Genomic DNA, 17,201 nt, shown 5'->3' on the forward strand with positions numbered 1-17,201 from the left:
CGGCCCGACCGTCTCTGTAGGCTGTCTCGTGACGCTCGGCCACCGTCACCTGATCGAAGTGGGATAGGCCGGGCTTGACATTCCCTGCAGTCCGGATGCCCGGCAGCTCTGCGGGCTGTAGGAGCTCAAAACGTCATCGTCGGAGAGACCACTGCAGGTACCGGAACCAACTGGCGCCACCAGTCATCGCCATCGACCTGTGGGTCAGTTGCAATCAGTATCCAGCCCTCCGGCCATGCGCTTTCCTGATCTGGGTCGACAGGACGAACCCGCGCCTGCCTAAATGTCGGCATAGAACTGAAGACCGCGTGGCCGAATTCGGTGTAGCCGCCGAAAGCCGCGTCGTTGAATGTGGCTTCGCTGTCGAAGGTCACGCCGCCAAACGCGGCGGTGTCGGCGAAAGTCGCGCCATCGAACGTAACGTCGCCAGCGAAGATCGCACGGACGAAGGACGTCTCTCTGCTGAACGTCGCCTCCTCGAACGTGGCGTCCTTGGCGAAGGTCGTGCTGTTGAACGCAGCGTCGCCAGCGAAGGTCGTTCCGTTGAACGCGGTGTCGGCGGCTAAATTCGCGCCGTCGAACGAGGCGGTGTCGGCGAAGGTCGCGCCGCCGAACACGGCGTCGCTGTCGAACGTCGAGTTCACGAATACAGCGGAACCGGTAAAGGTCGCGTTGGCGAACCAGCCGCCCCAAGAGAAAGTCGCGCCTCTGAACACGGCGCCGCCCTCGAAGGTCACCGAGCCGAACCTGACCTCGTTGTCGAAGGCCACTGCCCCGAACATGGCGTCACCGTTGAAGGTCGCACCAAAGAAGTCAGCCTCGCTGGTGAAGGTCGCACCGTCGAATGTGGCGTCGGCGGTGAAGGTCGCGCTGCTGAACAACGCATCGCCGGCGAAGATCGCTTCGGCGAACTCGGTGCCGCTGTCGAAAGTCGCGCCACTGAACGCGGCGCGGCCGGTGAAGGTCGCACCGTCGAACGTGGCGCCGTCGTCAAAGGTCGCAGCTGCGAACTCGGCGCCGCCGGCGAAGGTCGCGCTGGCGAACAAGGTTTCGTCGGTGAAGGTCACCCCGTCGAACCTGGCGTCGCCGATGAAGGCCGTGCGGTCCATGCGAACGGCAGGCAGGCGGCAGAGGCTCAGATCGACGTCGATCAGGATTGCTTCGGTGAGGTCGAGCTCGAAGATCTCAGGCCAGTAGTCATGGTGGTACTGACCGCTGGAGTCTCGGTGTGGGCGAAGGTGTTTGGCAAGAAGACGTTGCACGGAGAGGCGGACATCGCGTTCCTGTACTGCGGCGGCGCGTGTGGCCTTAGGACCAGGTGGTGCCGCAGCGCTGGAGTCTGAGCGTCGTATGCCAATGCGCCGGCGGGGAGTGCGCAGCAGAGGACGGGTCACGCCAGAGGGTGAGTGTGGAGCTGTCGAGGATGGTGGCGTGTAGGGCATGCGCAGGTAGGCGCACCACAGGTTGGCAATGGTGGGTCGTTGGTCGAGGTTGTCCTGCCCCAGGCGTTCCAGCGCGTATAGACCGGCCAACCGCACTGCTGCCTTGTCCGAGCCGAGCTGGTCGGCAGCTTTGGTGTAGAGCTCAGTAACCCGGCGGGCCTTCGCGTCGTGCTCGGTGTGCGCTTGGGCATCCAGCCGCGCTCGTAGATCTCGATCAGAGGTGCGCTGCCGGCGCACCCCGAGGTACAGCGCGAACAGCGCGCCGCCACCAGCGACGACGCTCAGCGCGATCTTGACGGCGTCCAGCGTCGCGGTGACGTAGTCCTTGCCGTAGATGGCCTTGCTCTGATCGGCCTGCACTGTAGCGACGCGTTCGAGCCAGTCCAACGTAAGCCACAGCGCCCCGCCCGCGAGGATCACCAGGACCACCAGCGCCAGCACCGGCACGCGCCACGGCAGCTGCTCGTTGGATTCTGGCCGCCGCCGGGTCGAGCGAACATGATCGAGCGTGCGACGCCAACGGGGAACTGGCGCGGATTCAGCGACGGTCATGCCTCTACGTCGCAGGGAGATCGAGGGATGCTACATCCGGGCGGGCCCGCGAGCGGTCTCAGCGGCAACTGCGCGCCATGCCAACGGACACCCCGCAGCAAACGGCGGTCTCAGATCAGATCGTCGGTGGCAGGAAGATCGTCACCGGCCCGCACCGGTGGCGGCCAGCCGCCGAAACGTGAAGCAGATCCTCGCAGAGTCCGAGGCCGCAGAATTGCTGGCAACCGTGGCCAATGTCCAGGCCCCACACCGACCATACTCGTCCCTGAGGAACGCGCCCCGCGTCCCAGGCGCCGTCCGCCAACGCCACGGCGATTCACGCAGCCTGGTCCCGACGGTGGCCGCCCACGGCCAGCCACCGGCCGGGACGTGAGCACCGCAGTTCTGCATGCACTCGCGCCCCAGTCCGAAGGCTGCGGCTGCAGACGATCAGCGGGCACTGCGGACACTCCTCGCGACGGGAGCAGCCTGCAGGTCACCAACGACGAGCCGGTCCTGTTGCGGCCAGCGGCACCTGGCTCGCAAAGTGCGTTCTCGACCTGGACTGTGCAGCCGCCTCCGCCTCAACCACCACACCGGCCGCGACGACCACCCATCCCGCACCCACGAAGACCAGCCACAGCACCGACTAGGTCACCACGAGCAGCACGTTCACTACCCGGCTGACAAAAGCACACCTACCGCCAACACGAGCACGGTCCGCACCCAGGCGCTCGCCAGGTCCCGCTCGGTCACTATGGTCCCCTTCCCGATTCCACCCGGCGTGGAGATGTATCGCCTGGGGATTCGACTCGGTTACGGAAGGAAGTCCGTATGCAACTTCTACCGGTTACCATCGCCTTCCGCGAACCCTTGGCAACCCGACTCCACGACGCGAAGCCCTCACCGGGTAGTGGCTTGGCATGAGCAACTTGCCGCTGCATGCGGGCTGGCCGTCCCAGTGTCTCTAGCTCTCGCTGCAGGTCGGCGAGCACCGTCTGGCTGAAGCCCGTGCCGACGTGTCCCACGTATATCAGGCCGCCCTGGCTGTCGTGGGCGCCGAGCAGTAGAGATCTGATCCTGCCCGCGCGATTGCCCTGTCCCACCATTGGCAACCCCGGATATGGCATGTTGAGGAGTTCGTAGTGTTCTTGAGGCATAATGGAGGCGTGGCGACGACTGCGGCGGTGAGTGAGGCTGTGCAGCCTCCCGTCGTGGCCTATTTCGTCGACGGCCCGCCTTCACCTCTTCAAGACTTCTCGGACGAGCTGCGCCTGAGCTTGGAAGCGGCAGGCGTTCGGACCTTCCGGGCCCTGCTCAACCAGACTGCGGCGGCTTCTGGCTTCAGCAACAAGCAGGTCGTCGAGCTGTTTGATGCGGACCAGGCGAGCCAGGAAGTTATGACGGCAGCGCTGGAAATGTTCCAGCGGCATGGCAGGGTTCACAGGTATCCGCAGTTCGCGGCTCTACTCGGTCCGCTTGACACGTCGAGGCCTTGGGTCGCCGTGTCCGATCCCCGTGCAGCTCTGCTGCTGTTTCTTGAGCGGCTGATCAGGCTGGGCAGGCGCGCTGACGCGGCTCGACAGCTTGCTGTGCAACGGCATCAGCTCGCCCGCCACGCAGTAGCGACGGCCCCGGATCGTCCTCCCGGCGAGCTCGTGGTGTCGTCTGCGCGTGTTCCGCGTGGTCCTGACCTTTCCCGAGTGGCCCCAGCCTGGACGGTTGAAGCCATTCGCGGAAGACGCCTCATCGCGGCCTAGGCGATCGAGGCTGCTTCCTGCGAGTTCATAGGAAGCAGCTTGAGATGCGACGTGTTGGTCAAGGCATCGGTGTTGGATCGCTCGTCACCGCTCTCGTCGTGGGTGCGCCGTGGTGGTTCCTTCTGGTTCTCACTGTTGCTGTGCTGTTCCTGGGCGTGCTCACGCTCACTGCGGATCAGATCGACGCCTTCAACCGCTTGTTGCGGGGGCGCAGGATCGATGACGTGCCCAAGCCTCAGATGACGGCCAACCGCCCGGAGCTGACGGAAACATCGCCTCCGGTCGGCGCCGAGCCCACATCGGACAAGAGAGAACCGAAGCCAAGGACTAGTCGCCGCAGGTGATCGAGGCATTCCGCCATGGCCTGGGCTGAGTGGCGTGTCCCGCGGTGATTCGCCAGTTGCTATCGATGTCGACAGGTGCGTTGACGACGGCTTTGTCCCAGCGTTCCTGAAGGCGTTGCAGCAGGCGTGCTTCGACGGCGGCGGCGACGTGGGAGTAGGTCTCCTGGACCTTGTCGGGCATGACGTGACCGAGGCGGAGTGCTTGGGCGATTTCGGGGATGCCGTCGTCGATCATCCAGGTCTTGTGGCTGTGGCGAGTGCCGTGGAAGGTCAAGCCGGGCTTGACTGGGTGCAGCCGGATCCTGGGGTTGTCGACGTGGAGGTTGCCGTCGGCGGCGGGGCGCTGGGCGCGGCGGGCGAAGTTGCTGCGCCGCAGGAGTCCGCCGTCGGGGCCGATGAAGACGTGCGGGTGCTTGTGTGTGGCGAGGTGGACACGCAGCAGTCGCACGTTGAACGGGACGAGGCTGATGGTGCGCGCGGAGGCCTCGGTCTTGGGCGGGCCGAGCCACAGCTTGCCGGAGGCGGACTCGTGCAGCGTGCCGGTGTCGGGGTCGATGACGATGAAGCCGGTGTCGTCGTCGAACAGGTGCACGTTGTGCCGTTGCAGGCCGGTCAGTTCGCCCCAGCGGGCTCCGGTCCATCCGGCCGTAACCTCCAGGATGGCGCCGCTTGGTCCGTAGCAGGCGGCAATCTGGTCGGCGACCTCGAGCAGTTCGACGGGTTCGGCCCAGACCTTCTTCTTCGGGCGCTGGCCGTGGCGTCGGCGTCCCCGGCGTGGCGGCCGGATCGGGTTGGCAGCGATGAGTTTCTCGTCAACCGCGTCGGACAGGATCAGTGACAACAGCTTGGTGATGCCTTGCACTGTGACCGGGGACAGATGCGTGCGGAGTTCTTTAGCCCATGCCTGGATCTTGAGGTTCTTGAAGTCGGCGAAGGCGGTGTCGCCCCAGCGGGGTTCGATGTGTTTGCGCACGATGCTGCGATAGTTCTCCTCGGTGCGCAGGTCGACGTCGATCGCGTCCCAGAAGTCCGGGAGGAACTCGCCGAGGGTGGTCTGGCCACCGGCGGGGTCGAGCCAGGTTCCTTTGCGCTGCTCGGACTTCATGTCGTCGATGTGGTCTTGCGCGGCTTGCTCGGTGGGGAATCCAGGGATCGAGCCGATGGTGTCGTCGCCGCGGCGGTAGCGAACACGCCAGGTGTTGTCGCCGCAACGTTCTGTCCAGGCCATGTTGACGTCCTCCGAGGTGGTGTGGGGGTCACGGGTGTGACATGCACATGGACGCTCGATACCGCGAAAAGGGGAAGCATTGACATACAAGAACTTTGGACAGTCCTAAGAGGCGCGGCCGTCGAAGCGTCCAGGTCATCGCTGATGTCGAGGCGCTCGTGCACGGGTGCGAGTAGCGCATTGTGCGGACGCGACGATCGCTTCCAGATCGGCGTGGGAGAACCTCAGGTGCTTGCCGAGGCGGGTGGACGGGATCCGGCGCTGTCCAGCTTGCCTGCGCAGCCAGGACTCCTTGACCGTAAGGATCACGGCGGCCTGGCCGGGGGTGTACAGCAGCTGTGCCCCCGGCTCGAGGAGTTCCTGCGCAGCGGTCGGTACCTGCGTGACACCCACCTCGTGTATTCCTACTTTGTCTGAACAGCGAGGTCGCTCGGTGCTGGACGGGATCATGGCGTGCTCCGTCCGTCGCTGGATCGCGGGATGTCGTCGGGTGTCGGTGGCTGCGCGTGCCATCGGCGGGCGCAGCGTGGATTGACGGAAGTGGTGGTGACGCCGTCGGCGTTGACGGTGACGAGATGGGCGTATTCGGACGCCCAGCGGCGCCGGATCCAGCGGATGACCGTACGGGTCAGCGTGCAAACGCCGTGGAACACGAGCAGACCGAGGTAGGCGCCGACTGTGGCGATGATCGCGCAGGCGAGCCAGATCGCTGCCAGCAGACCAGCGGCTATCGCGAAGACCGGCAGGAAGTCATGGACGAATGCTCTCGCGAGCGAACCGGAACCGGTCGGCCCGGACGTGACGGATAGCGGCGACATCATCTAGCCCTCCGGAGTGCTGAGAATGTGGGCAACGGTCCGGTGGTGTGGTGCTCGTGTGACCGGGACAGGGCAAGCCCGAGCCCTGAGCACCGGGCGCTGTGTTCGGCACCGGGTGTCGTCGGGTTGGGGTTCGGCGGGCTCGGCGGAGCGCAGGAGCAGGCGGGTCGGATTGGGGAAGAGGCTGCTGACCGCTCATGCCGCGGTCGCCTTCCGCCCGTCCTGCGAATACCGGTCGGCGAGGAGCGCGGCCAGGTCGGTCAGCATCAGCGACACGGCGTAGGCGGCTTGGGCCGGAACAACGCCGTTGCCGAGGGCGCGGAGTTTGGCGGTACGTGGCAAAGGAAGATCGCTGATCCAGCCCTGTGGCAGCCCCATGAGATGTTCTACGAAGGCCGACGCCAACACGGGGCGGCCGTGTTGTCCTGGCTGGGTCGGGTAGGGCGCGGGCCTGCCGAGTAGCCGTTCCCACCGATGTACGGCCGGGGCGTACTCACCCCAGTCCACGACCGTGTGCACGGCAGGCGGCGGCACGGCGGGCTCGGCGGCGGAGTCCTCTTCGGACGCTAGACCGTGTCGTCCGGCGTGCTGCGGGACAGCAGTCGGATGATCGCTGACGACAGCATCAGATCGCCCTTGGACCCGCGTTGCGCGGGACAGCCTTTGGTTCCGTCGGTCGCTCGCGGCGTCGGCAGGAACACCACTGCAGCCATGCTCGTGTCGGAGGCCGGCGGGGTCTGCCGCAGACGGCAATGGTCGGACAACGACGGGCCGCCCGCCTGAGATCGATGGGTGCAGTTCTTCGCATCCGAGGCTGTCGCTGTGGGCAGCAACCGGACCGAGTCGGTGAGTGTCACGCACCCTGCTGGTGTCGGACGTCCGGGCGTGAGCACGGTCTGGATCGCCGCCGACCGGGAGTCCGCCGCCGTCGGTGTGGGCAGCAACCGGAGCCGGTCCAGCAACGACGGTCCGCCCTGCCTGCTGGCCGCCGAGATACCGTTGGAGGAGCCGTCGTGCGCGGTCGGCGTCGGCAGCATCTCCGTGTCGCCCAGATCGGGCATGGGCGCGGGGCCAGGCACACAGGAACACCCGCTCGCGTCGGTGCGCGCAGCCGACGTCGGCGGCGCGTACGCTACGCCAGAGCGCGTCATACCCTGCTTCGGCCAGGTCGCCGAGTACACGGTGGAGTCCTCCGTTGCGCCACCGAAGCGCGGAGACGTTCTCCAGCACGCACAACGCTGGTCGAAGTATCCGAATGCTCTCCACGACGTTGGTCCACAGTCCACTGCGCGCGCCTTTCTCGATGCCCGCGCGCCGCCCGGCGGCGGAGATGTCCTGACAGGGCCAGCCCGCAGTAAGCACGTCGACCGGCTCCACGGTTGTCCAGTCGACCGTGCGGAGATCGCCAAGGTTCGGCACGCCCGGCATCCGCGCGTCGAGGATCTGGCGGATGTGCGGGTCGGGGTCGGCACACCAGGCGATGCGGCCTCCGCCGAGTGCGGCGAGCACGCCGAGGTCCAATCCGCCATAGCCGGTGCAGAGGGACCCCACGACCGGACCTGGGCTCTCGGGAACACACAGCCGTCGCAGTGCGGTTGCTCCCACGGTGCCCGGTTTGGGCTGTGGTCCGCGCCGGGTGTGGCGTGGTGGGGCGTTCATGCCGCCACGCCCTCGGGTTCGTTGCAAACCCCAGCGTCCACCCCGGACAATGATGCCGACGACCACTTGGGTTCCCGCTGAAGCTGCTTCAGTTTTCGTGAACTCAAGGAGTTCAGCGCCGTGCGGAACACAAGCACGTCCTCGTGCGCGATGAGATGCAGCGGTAGTCCGGCTTCGCGCTGTTTGCGGATGAAGTCGCGCTGGAAGAAGCTTCCGCGAGCGACGAGGTTGTCCTCGGCGGCCCTCGCCAGCAGCGCGACACATCGCTCAACCGGGATCAGGCCGGCGTGCAGCCCGCAGGCCAGGATCTGCGAGGGCAGGTCGATCAGTTCGGCGTGTTCGCGCCAAGGCCGGATGGTGATGGCGATGTGCCCGCCCGGTCGCAGGTACGGCACGAGGCCGGCGAGGATGCGAGTGAACCCGGACAGGAGCCGGTGGTGGCCGATGTTGGCGAGGTTTCCGCGGTCGAGGGTATTGCCGTAGAGGTGGTGGTACTTCTGCACGCCCTTGCCCGGTGCGACCGCGACCTGGCCGTGGGTGGACGGACCGTACGGCGGCGAGGTGACCACCAGCGCCGCTTGGCCGAGATACTCCGGTGGTAGCAGCGATCCGATCTGGCGGGCATCACCGTGGAACACCCGGCCCTCGTGCTGCACTCCCCTGTCACGAGCGAGCGCGAGATTCGCGCGGGCCACGTCGACCCAGTGCGGCTCGTACTCCACACCGGCCGCACGCCGCCCCAGCTGGAGCGCTTCGACGAGGGTGGTGCCGATCCCGCACATCGGGTCGAGGACGAGGTCGCCAGGCTCGGTGTAGTGAGCGATCGCGTGGGCGGCGACGGCGGGCAGCATCTTGGCCGGGTGCGCGGTCGACTCAGGCACGTAACGGCCTTTGCGCTGTGTGGCCGGGGAGGTCTGCGCGGTCGTCCACACCGACACCGCGGGCTCGGGTGAGACCTGTGCTCGGGAGTGCTCGGCTGGTACTGCCGTGGCGGTGCCGGGCTTGCCCGCTGTGGTGCGTGGGCGGTGTCGAGTCGGCCGGCTGGCGGACGTCGAGCCGGATGCCGGTACGGCCCTGGCGGTGCGGCCGGACGGGGTGTTGGGGGTGTGCTCGTCGGCCATGGGCGTGCCTTTCTCGCGGTGTGGTCCGGTGTGGGCGGGCTGCGGGATCGGGACGCTGGTCATCGGATGACCCCGCTCTCGTGTGCCTGCTCGGCCGGACTGACCGGGGGCGGCTCGTGCTCGTGTGGCTGTGCGAATACGAGGACGTCGGAGTGCACGCGCCGATGCGGTGTGGGCAGCCCGCGGACGTCCGCGCGATGCTTGGTGCGCGCCTGCTGTTCGGCCGCCGTGCCGTCGGCGTCGGGGATGAGTTCGGTGGCGAACCGGCCGCCGCGCACGGGTGCGTGCAGGGCGACGATGTGCTGGAGGTAGAGCAGGTCCGCGTTCTGTGCGGAGGCGATCACCGCTGCGGTCGGGTCGCGCAACTCGCCCTGCGACCAGTCACCGTGGGTGATGACGGCGAGGATGCCGCCGACGCGCAACAGACGTGCCGCGACGAGTGCGACCAGGTCGCTGATGTGGTCGCCGGTGTCGCCCGGCTGCAGCGTCGTGATGATCAGATCGGCGTCCGCGGAGACGGCGTCGGGACCATCGAGTACCGCGCGGTCGAGATCGGGCAGCCTGGGCACGGAGCCCGTCGCCGGGGACCGAGTGTCGGTGCCGACGAGGTCGGCCCAATACGGTCGTGACACCGGCCCGGTGAGGTTCGGCTCTGCCGCGACGTGCACGACTCGACCCCTACGGCCGAGGTCCTCGACGGCGTTCAGCGCATCGGCCACGGCGGCCGACGAGACGACCGCGGGAGCACGCTCGATCACACCGCCATCGCCAACGACGCCGAGCCGACGACGTTCGACGGAGCCGGGCCAGGGCAGCAGCACCACCTGCTCGCCGGGCTTGCTGAACGCGGTCACGACGGTGCTGACGATCGGCGTGGGCCAGCATGAGTCGAGACCAATCGCCGCCGAGCTCGCGGCCCAAACCGTCGCCGGAATCGGGGTCGCGGGCGAGTCGGCCGACCGGGCGCGCGCGGTGGACGAGCTGGGCTTGGCGGGGCTGATCCTGGTGGTCGTCGAGGCGGTCGGATAGGGGCGGCGATCACCGCCCTGGCGGGGACCCTCCGGGCGGGCAGAGTCGCTACGTGGTTTCGGTCCGTGGGGCCTGGAGCGGCGAGCCGGGCGGTCGGGCTGCGTCATGGATACCTCGCAGATTCCGGGGATGCGCCGCGCTGTCCACGGCGCCCTGTGACATCCCCCGACTCCGAAAAACACCCGCCTTTTCCAGGTTCGTTATCCAATCTTTACGGCCGAATTTTTGAGCGAACAGACGGAACCAGCAGACCGGCGAACCAGACACCAGGCAGAGATTCTGGTGCGACCTACTGGTCAACATCACAAGAAAGTCACCGCGAATCCTGCCTCGCCTGCAGGCTTACGAGCACCAGCGTTCACCGACGTGCTCGAGGACTCCTTCGAGACCGCCACCAAACCGCCACCGCAACCCCGTTTCCACAGCTAGATGGCTGCACATCGGGTTCGATAGGCGCTCGCCTCCCAGCGGAATCGAAGCCGCGCGCCAGAGACGCGGATGATCTCTGTGGCGGGCCAGAAGGTCGAAGCCTTGCCATCGGTGGCGTTCTGGTAGCACACCGGATGCGGTTTGGTGGCGTTGCGGTGGACATGGTTTGTCTTCATTGCCTGGTCGTTGTACTTCCGACCTCGCAGAGGAGCCAGCCATGGCCTCGAGCCATCTAATCCGCAGCAATTCGTTCGGGCGCGATTCCCTGCCGCTGGACTGCGCCGAGACCGCCTTCGAGTGGCTGGTGACCGGTCCAGATCCACTGTCGGTCGACGGCCGCTACTTCCCCGGCCTGCCGGCCCGCCGCGTGCCCCTGGACGAGCTGCGCACCCGGCTGCTGGAGGGTGACCTGCCGCTGGCGGCGGTGGACCTGATCTGGATGCACCTGGTCACCCGTTCCCGCGACGAGGGCGGCACCTGGACGGTGGCCTGTGTCGGTATGGCGCTGCCCGCGCTGTTCGCCATCGCCCTGAAGCTGGCCACGCGCTTCGCCGACGAGCACCACGACCTGCATGCCGCGGTCCTCACCGGATTCCTGTCCGAACTCGCGACCGTCGACCTCGCCCGGCCCTCGGTGATGTGGCGGCTGCGATGCGCGGCGTTCCGCGCCGGCCACGTGTTCATCCGCGAAGCGCTGGACCGCCCGATGCCCACCGACGAGGATTTCCGCTCCAGCGAGCCCACCCCGCCGTGGGGGCATCCGGACTTCGTCCTGGCCCGCGCGGTGGCCGAAGGGGCGATCACTCGTGATGAGGCGGAGCTGATCGGCTCCACCCGCCTCGAGGACTACCCGCTCACCCGCGCCGCGGCGGACATCGGCGTCAACGTCACCACCCTGGAAGAGGCCCGTGGCGAGGCCGAGGCGCGCTTGGTCGCGTGGCTGAAGGACCAGGCCCCGCACGACGACCCCGGCGACCGCTGCGAACGCGACGTGGAGATCCACGCCCTCAACTCCGCGACCATCACCAACGCCGCCAACGGCCCGACCGACATCCTGCGGCAGCCACGCGGTAACTCACGCAGGGTGACCACGTCCGTCCAGAAGTTGGCGGTCACGGTTCGGTATCGAACCTGGAAAAAGGCCCCTGATTCCGGAGTCGGGGGCTGCGGGAGCAACGCAGTCGCTCCCGCGCACACCACCTCGCCCGACCGGTCGGCCGGCACCGCCCAGCCGCCGTCGGGCACGACTCCGGAGGTGCCGCGATGCGCCTGACTCGTTCGCTCCCACGTCTGCACCAGACCGGCCGCGGCTACGACCGCTGGTCACCCCGACAGCCCGTCTCCATGGCACTCGCGGCGACTCGGCCAGCGCCGCCCACCCGGCACCTCGAGTCCCGTCCGGCACTCGACATCTCCCTCACACCTCCGATCTCATGCAGGAAGGGGAGGCGGCACGCGGCCGTCCGTCGAGTCGTGGTCATCGGCGAGGTGGTCGCGCTCGCCCTCGTCCTGACCACGTCGGCGCCCACCACGGCGGTCGCGCACGCGGACACCGCGGTGCTCGCGCTCGCGGGCAGCGTCGACGAGGTACTGACCAACATCCGGAACTGGCTGATGGGAATCTTGGCCGGGCTGGCGACGGTGTTCCTCACCATCGGCGGCGTACGCCGGGTGTTCGGCGGCGGTGACCCCGGAGAGCACGAGAAGTCCAAGGAAGCGTTCAAAGCCGCCGGGATCGGCTACGTCCTGGCCGCGCTCGCGCCCCTGGTCGTGACCGTCCTCAAAGGAATCGTGGGGGCATAGGTCATGTCTGCCACCACCCGCTCACGACACGCCCCTGCCCGCCGGGGCTCGGTCGAGCACGGCACCGCTGCGACACCGCCGTCAGATCCACGACGCGGCGTTGTCCGGCGCCGCGCCTTGTGGCTGCTCGCGATCGTCGCCCTGGTGACCATGGGCGGCTCGGTCGCAGTGGCAATCGCGCAACCGAACCCGGTCACGCCGCCCACCCCCTCCACGACCGGACAACCCAGCAGCACGGCCTCGCCCACGCCCACCACACCGACAAGCACGACACCGGCGCCGAGCACGACGCTGCTGCCGACCACGCCGCCGAGCTCACCCGGTGGCGAGTGCGGCATCACCGACATCGGTGCATGCATGGCCGACGGCATCAACAGCTTCTTCTGGGCGCTGATCGCCGGTGCGCTCAACTCGCTGCTGCGGCTGGTCGCTAAGACACTGCTGGCCACGCCGACGCTGGATCAGCTGCCGCGGATCGGTGAGCTGTGGGAGTCCTCGCGCGGGATCGCAGTCGCCAGCTACGCGCTACTGGTCATGGTGACGGCCATCGTGGTCATGGCCTACGAGACGCTGCAGGCCCGCACCACGATCCGCCAGGCCGCGCCACGGCTCGTGGTCGGGTTCCTCGCGGCGAACCTCTCGTGGATTCTCGCGGCGAAGGCGATCGAGTTCGCCAACGCTCTGTCGTACGCGCTTGTCGGCGGGGGCGTGGATCCCAGTGGCGCGGCGCAGACGATATCGGCGTTGCTGACCAACACGGTGATGAACTCGATCACCTCGTCCGGGTTCTTCGGCATCCTGATTTCGCTCGGTCTGGTCATCGGACTCGTCTCGCTCATCGGCAGCTACGTCGTACGTGTCGCGCTGACGGCGGTGCTGGTGGCAGGAGCCCCGCTGGCGCTGAGCTGTCACGGCTCGGAACAGACCGAGGGCGTCGCCTGGTGGTGGTGGCGTGCGTTCTTCGGCGTGCTCGGCATCCAGGTCGGCCAGTCACTCACGCTGATCACCGCGCTGCGGGTGTTCTTCTCCGAAGGCGGCTTCACCCTGTTCGGGCCGACACCGGACGGTGTGGCCAACCTGATCGCCACCGGCGGCCTGATCTGGATCCTGGTCAAGATTCCCAGCTGGGTCATGCACCACGTCCAGCTCGGCGGCGGCCGACGTTCGATGCTCGGGTCACTGGTGCGCGCGTTCGTCGCGTACAAGACCTTCGGCCTGCTGCGTGGCGGGGGCCGTGGCGGCGGACGGCCACATCCCACCGGTGGTGGTCGTGGCCGCAGCGGTGGTGGTAGCTCGGCGGACCCGTACGCCCGCGCGCGCACCACAGCGGACGGTCAGTACATGCTGCCGCTGGCCGGTGTGCGGCGCAGTCGCCCGGCCGCCAAGCCCAAGCCCGTTCTCGCGCCGAAGCCGACCGGCCAGGGCCGTCAGCTGTCGCTGCCGTTCGGTGACGACTGGCCGGAGAACAGGCCGGTTCTCGGCCGCGATGGTCAGTACCGGTTGCCGCTGAAAGCGGAGCGGGTCACGCCTACGCCGCCTCCGGCCGCGCCCGGCCCACCGCGAACGAATGGCCGGCGGCGGAGCGGGCAGCAATTGGAGTTGCCCTTCGATCCGTACAAGGGCAACCGGGCCAGCCGGGACGGGCAATACCCGCTGCCGCTGGACGGCGTGCGTCGCGTCCCGCCCGCGACACCCCCACCGGCGACGCCACCACTGAGGCCGGTGCCACCACCGGCAGGACGGCAGCTCCGGCTCCCACTGGACCTGCCGAAACCGCAGCGGCGCACATCGCCGCCACTGCCCGAGCCTGGAGGTAGGTCGTGAGTTCGCCTGTGCGCATCCCCGCCGACGTCGACATGGCGGACAAAGTGATCGGCCCCTTGACCGCCCGCCAGCTCGCGATCCTCACGGTGACCGGCCTTGTGCTCTACGCCGGGTGGACCGCCACTCGCGGGTTCGTGCCGCTGCCGGTGTTCCTTGCGGTGGCCATCCCGGTCGGGGTGAGCGCGGCGGTCATCGCGCTCGGGCAGCGTGACGGGATCTCGATGGACCGGCTGCTGGTCGCCGCGATCCGGCAACGCATCAGGCCGCGCCACCAAGTCGCCGCGCCCGAGGGCGTCCGGCCCGCGCCACCGTGGCTGACGAGCAGGTCGACCAGTGGCGCGACGCACACGACCTCGGTGCAGGACCAGGTGTCGCCGTCGGCGTTGCGATTGCCCGCCGAGGCGGTCACCGACACCGGTGTCGTCGACCTCGGCGGCGACGGCTTGGCGGTGGTCGCGGTCGCCTCGACGGTGAACTTCGCGCTGCGGACACCGTCCGAACAGGAGTCCCTGGTCGCCAGTTTCGGCCGCTATCTGCACAGCCTGACCGCCCCGGTGCAGGTACTGGTGCGCACCGAACGGCTCGACCTGTCCGGCCAGATCGGCGAGCTACGGGAACGCGCGGGCGGGCTGCCGCACCCGGCGCTGGAGGCCGCCGCCCGCGAGCACGCCGACTATCTCGTGCACCTCGGCGAGCAGACCGACCTGCTGCGACGCCAGGTGCTGCTGATCCTGCGCGAGCCGATGGGCATCGCCGCACCGCCGGACGGGCTCGGCGGACCAGGACCGCTCGCGGTGCTGTCCGCACTGACCCGCGGTACACGCCGCGCCCGCAACGACAACGCCCAGGCGAGCACGGGCGCACGGCGTGCGGCGGAGTCCCGGCTGGTGCGCCGTCTGACCGAAGCGATCGAGTTGCTCGCGCCCGCCGGGATCGTGGTCACCCCGCTGGACGCCGGGCAGGCCACCGCCGTGCTCGCCTCGGCGTGCAACCCCGACACCCTGCTGCCGCCCTCGGCGGACCTGGCCGGTGCCGACGAGGTCATCACCACGGCCGGCACCGATCTGGGCGACGACCTCGCCGACACCGCGTTCTGGCAAGCCGACCGTCGTGCCACGGACGAGCTCGACGCGGACGACAGCGAGGTCGACGACTGGGACTACGAGGACCCGGACGACGACTACGAGGACGACTTCGGCGACAGGAGGCGGTTGCGATGACCAGCCGAGCACGAACCCGGCGCGGCAAGCGCCGCACCGCCGCCCGGCCCGCCACCAACCAGGCTGCCGCGTTCACCCCGGACGCCCTGTCCGTCGGCGCGCGGCACCTGGAAGTCGGCAACGAGTGGGTATCCAGTTTCGCGATCACTGGCTTCCCCCGTGAGGTTCATCCCGGCTGGCTCGCACCGCTGCTGACCTACCCCGGCCGGTTGGACGTCGCGCTGCATGTCGAGCCGATCGACCCGGCCACCGCGGCGGCCCGGTTGAAGAAGCAGCTCGCGAAGCTCGAGTCGGGTCGGCGGCACACCGCTGAACACGGCCGCCTGCACGACCCGCAGGTCGAAGCCGCCACCGAGGACGCCTACGACCTGTCCTCCCGCGTCGCGCGGGGCGAAGGCAAGCTGTTCCGCGTCGGCCTGTATCTCACGATTCACGCGCCCACCGAGCGGGCGCTGGCCGATGAGGTGGCCGCGCTGCGCTCGCTCGCGGCGAGCCTGCTGCTCGACGCCAAGCACACCACCTACCGGGCCTTGCAGGGCTGGGTGTCGACACTGCCGATGGGCCTCGACCTGATCGGAATGCGCCGCACCTTCGACACCAGCGCGCTCTCGGCGGCGTTCCCGTTCACCAGCCCGGACTTGCCCGCGGCCGACCCGACCTCGGTGGCCGCGCCGTCCGGGGTGCTCTACGGCTACAACGTGGGCAGCCAGGGCCTGGTGCACTGGGAACGGTTCGGCGACGGGATGCACAACCACAACTCCGTCATCCTCGGCCGCTCCGGCGCGGGCAAGTCCTACCTGGTGAAGCTCGAACTGCTGCGGTCGTTGTATCGGGGAATCGAGATCGCGGTCGTCGACCCCGAAGACGAATACGCCCGCCTCGCCGCCGCGGTCGGCGGCACCTACGTCCACCTCGGCGCCGCAGGCGTCCGGCTCAACCCGTTCGACCTGCCCATCCACACCCGAGCCGACGGACGCCGCACCGCACCCAAAGACGCCCTCATCCGCCGAATCTTGTTCCTGCACACCGTCGTCGCCGTACTCCTCGGCACCGAACCCGACGCCGCGCAACGGGCCGCATTGGACCGGGGCATCGCCGCCACCTACCAGTCCGTCGGCATCACCGCGGACACCCGCACATGGACCCGTCCCTCGCCCACATTGCGGGACTTGCGCGACCGGCTCGCGGCCGCGGGTCAAGCCGGCGACCGTGCCGCGGCCGAGCTCGGGGCGAGGCTGCATCCCTATGTGGAGGGCGCGTTCAAGCAGCTGTTCGACGGGCAGACCACCACCAACCCCGAGGGACATCTCGTGGTGTTCAGCCTGCGAGACCTGCCCGACGAGCTAAAGGGCATCGGCACCCTGCTCACTCTGGACACCGTCTGGCGGCGCGTGTCCAATCCGGCGATTCGCCGCCCGCGTCTGGTGGTCGTGGACGAGGCGTGGCTGCTGATGAAGGAGCGCTCCGGGGCAGAGTTTCTATTCCGGATGGCCAAAGCCTCACGCAAGCACTGGGCCGGGCTGACCGTCGCGACACAGGACACCGCCGATGTCCTCGGCAACGATCTCGGCAAAGCGGTGGTAGCGAACGCGGCGACGCAGATCTTGCTGCGACAGGCGTCGCAGGCCATCGACGAGATCACCCAGACCTTTGACCTGTCGGCCGGGGAACGTCAGTTCTTGCTGTCGGCGGACAGGGGCCAGGGATTGCTGTCAGCGGGAACGCAGCGAGTCGCGTTCCAATCGATCGCCTCACCCACTGAGCACTACCTCGTCACAAGCAACCCCGCCGAACTCGCCGGATACGCCGCCGGTGTCGACACCGGCGAATCCGAGGCCGAACAGTCCTTTGTAGACCTTGGCGTTGTCGGCGAGTCGCCCGCAGCCAACGGTGACGAGTTCGGTTCCTACCGTGCTGACGACGACATCGAACTCGACGCCGCCTGACATCGATCAGCCCGGCTCCGATCGGAACATCCTTCTACTGTCGGTGG

At 68.2% G+C, this 17,201-nt stretch carries 17 protein-coding genes and 1 pseudogene; 8 read left to right on the forward strand and 10 right to left on the reverse strand.

Annotation, left to right across the window (positions count from 1 at the left end; translation table 11 throughout):
* Window positions 1-125: 125 nt before the first annotated feature.
* Window positions 126-1,994, reverse strand: coding sequence for a pentapeptide repeat-containing protein (locus tag ACRSBM_RS34305; protein WP_434450097.1), 1,869 nt, complete (start codon window positions 1,992-1,994; stop codon window positions 126-128).
* Between the two features lie 734 nt (window positions 1,995-2,728).
* Window positions 2,729-3,133 carry a hypothetical protein gene (locus tag ACRSBM_RS34310; RefSeq protein WP_434450099.1) on the reverse strand — a complete coding sequence of 135 codons (405 nt, stop codon included), beginning with the start codon at window positions 3,131-3,133 and terminating at the stop codon, window positions 2,729-2,731.
* A gap of 9 nt (window positions 3,134-3,142) precedes the next feature.
* Between ACRSBM_RS34310 and ACRSBM_RS34315 the strand changes: the two genes are divergently transcribed.
* Window positions 3,143-3,733, forward strand: coding sequence for a hypothetical protein (locus ACRSBM_RS34315; RefSeq protein WP_434450101.1), 591 nt, complete (start codon window positions 3,143-3,145; stop codon window positions 3,731-3,733).
* A 44-nt stretch (window positions 3,734-3,777) separates the two neighbouring features.
* Window positions 3,778-4,077 (forward strand): hypothetical protein, encoded by a 300-nt coding sequence (locus ACRSBM_RS34320; protein WP_434450103.1) that lies wholly within the window; start codon window positions 3,778-3,780, stop codon window positions 4,075-4,077.
* Here the strand turns inward: ACRSBM_RS34320 and ACRSBM_RS34325 are convergent.
* The 8 genes and pseudogenes from ACRSBM_RS34325 to ACRSBM_RS34360 all read right to left on the reverse strand — a co-directional run bounded on the left by ACRSBM_RS34325 (window position 4,061) and on the right by ACRSBM_RS34360 (window position 9,757).
* Window positions 4,061-5,305 carry a tyrosine-type recombinase/integrase gene (locus tag ACRSBM_RS34325; protein WP_434450105.1) on the reverse strand — a complete coding sequence of 415 codons (1,245 nt, stop codon included), beginning with the start codon at window positions 5,303-5,305 and terminating at the stop codon, window positions 4,061-4,063. The genes ACRSBM_RS34320 and ACRSBM_RS34325 overlap by 17 nt on opposite strands.
* 135 nt (window positions 5,306-5,440) lie before the next feature.
* Window positions 5,441-5,818 (reverse strand): helix-turn-helix domain-containing protein, encoded by a 378-nt coding sequence (locus ACRSBM_RS34330; protein WP_434450107.1) that lies wholly within the window; start codon window positions 5,816-5,818, stop codon window positions 5,441-5,443.
* Window positions 5,752-6,123 (reverse strand): hypothetical protein, encoded by a 372-nt coding sequence (locus ACRSBM_RS34335; RefSeq protein WP_434450109.1) that lies wholly within the window; start codon window positions 6,121-6,123, stop codon window positions 5,752-5,754. Before ACRSBM_RS34335 ends, ACRSBM_RS34330 begins: the two co-directional genes overlap by 67 nt.
* Before the next feature lie 195 nt (window positions 6,124-6,318).
* Complete coding sequence (locus ACRSBM_RS34340; RefSeq protein WP_154697158.1) at window positions 6,319-6,501, reverse strand: hypothetical protein; 183 nt, start codon at window positions 6,499-6,501, stop codon at window positions 6,319-6,321.
* 188 nt (window positions 6,502-6,689) lie between these two features.
* On the reverse strand, window positions 6,690-7,202 hold the full coding sequence (locus tag ACRSBM_RS34345) for a hypothetical protein (RefSeq protein ID WP_434453549.1): 513 nt from the start codon (window positions 7,200-7,202) through the stop codon (window positions 6,690-6,692).
* A 55-nt stretch (window positions 7,203-7,257) separates the two neighbouring features.
* A pseudogene (locus tag ACRSBM_RS34350) lies at window positions 7,258-7,782 on the reverse strand (DNA cytosine methyltransferase); the annotation flags it as partial.
* The gene (locus ACRSBM_RS34355; protein WP_434450111.1) at window positions 7,779-8,966 is read right to left on the reverse strand and encodes a DNA methyltransferase; all 1,188 of its coding nucleotides are present in this window, start codon (window positions 8,964-8,966) and stop codon (window positions 7,779-7,781) included. The gene ACRSBM_RS34355 and the pseudogene ACRSBM_RS34350, both read right to left, overlap by 4 nt.
* The gene (locus ACRSBM_RS34360) at window positions 8,963-9,757 is read right to left on the reverse strand and encodes a hypothetical protein (protein ID WP_434450113.1); all 795 of its coding nucleotides are present in this window, start codon (window positions 9,755-9,757) and stop codon (window positions 8,963-8,965) included. Before ACRSBM_RS34360 ends, ACRSBM_RS34355 begins: the two co-directional genes overlap by 4 nt.
* Window positions 9,758-9,761: 4 nt before the next feature.
* Here ACRSBM_RS34360 and ACRSBM_RS34365 point away from each other — a divergent pair, with 4 nt between their 5' ends.
* From ACRSBM_RS34365 to ACRSBM_RS34390, 6 genes are all read left to right on the forward strand, one after another.
* A complete protein-coding gene (locus tag ACRSBM_RS34365; RefSeq protein WP_434450115.1) occupies window positions 9,762-9,932 on the forward strand; it encodes a hypothetical protein in 171 nt (56 codons plus the stop codon).
* Window positions 9,933-10,578: 646 nt separating this feature from the next.
* Complete coding sequence (locus ACRSBM_RS34370; protein ID WP_434450117.1) at window positions 10,579-11,634, forward strand: hypothetical protein; 1,056 nt, start codon at window positions 10,579-10,581, stop codon at window positions 11,632-11,634.
* A 206-nt stretch (window positions 11,635-11,840) separates the two neighbouring features.
* A complete protein-coding gene (locus ACRSBM_RS34375; protein ID WP_434453342.1) occupies window positions 11,841-12,164 on the forward strand; it encodes a pilin in 324 nt (107 codons plus the stop codon).
* A gap of 3 nt (window positions 12,165-12,167) precedes the next feature.
* Window positions 12,168-13,988, forward strand: a complete 1,821-nt coding sequence (locus ACRSBM_RS34380; protein ID WP_434450119.1) for a hypothetical protein — start codon at window positions 12,168-12,170, stop codon at window positions 13,986-13,988.
* Window positions 13,985-15,208, forward strand: coding sequence for a PrgI family protein (locus ACRSBM_RS34385; protein ID WP_434450121.1), 1,224 nt, complete (start codon window positions 13,985-13,987; stop codon window positions 15,206-15,208). The genes ACRSBM_RS34380 and ACRSBM_RS34385 overlap by 4 nt, the downstream gene beginning before the upstream one ends.
* A complete protein-coding gene (locus tag ACRSBM_RS34390) occupies window positions 15,205-17,154 on the forward strand; it encodes a VirB4 family type IV secretion system protein (RefSeq protein ID WP_434450123.1) in 1,950 nt (649 codons plus the stop codon). Before ACRSBM_RS34385 ends, ACRSBM_RS34390 begins: the two co-directional genes overlap by 4 nt.
* The last annotated feature ends 47 nt before the right edge of the window (window positions 17,155-17,201 follow it).

Source organism: Lentzea xerophila (assembly GCF_051094245.1).
Lineage (GTDB): Bacteria > Actinomycetota > Actinomycetes > Mycobacteriales > Pseudonocardiaceae > Lentzea > Lentzea xerophila.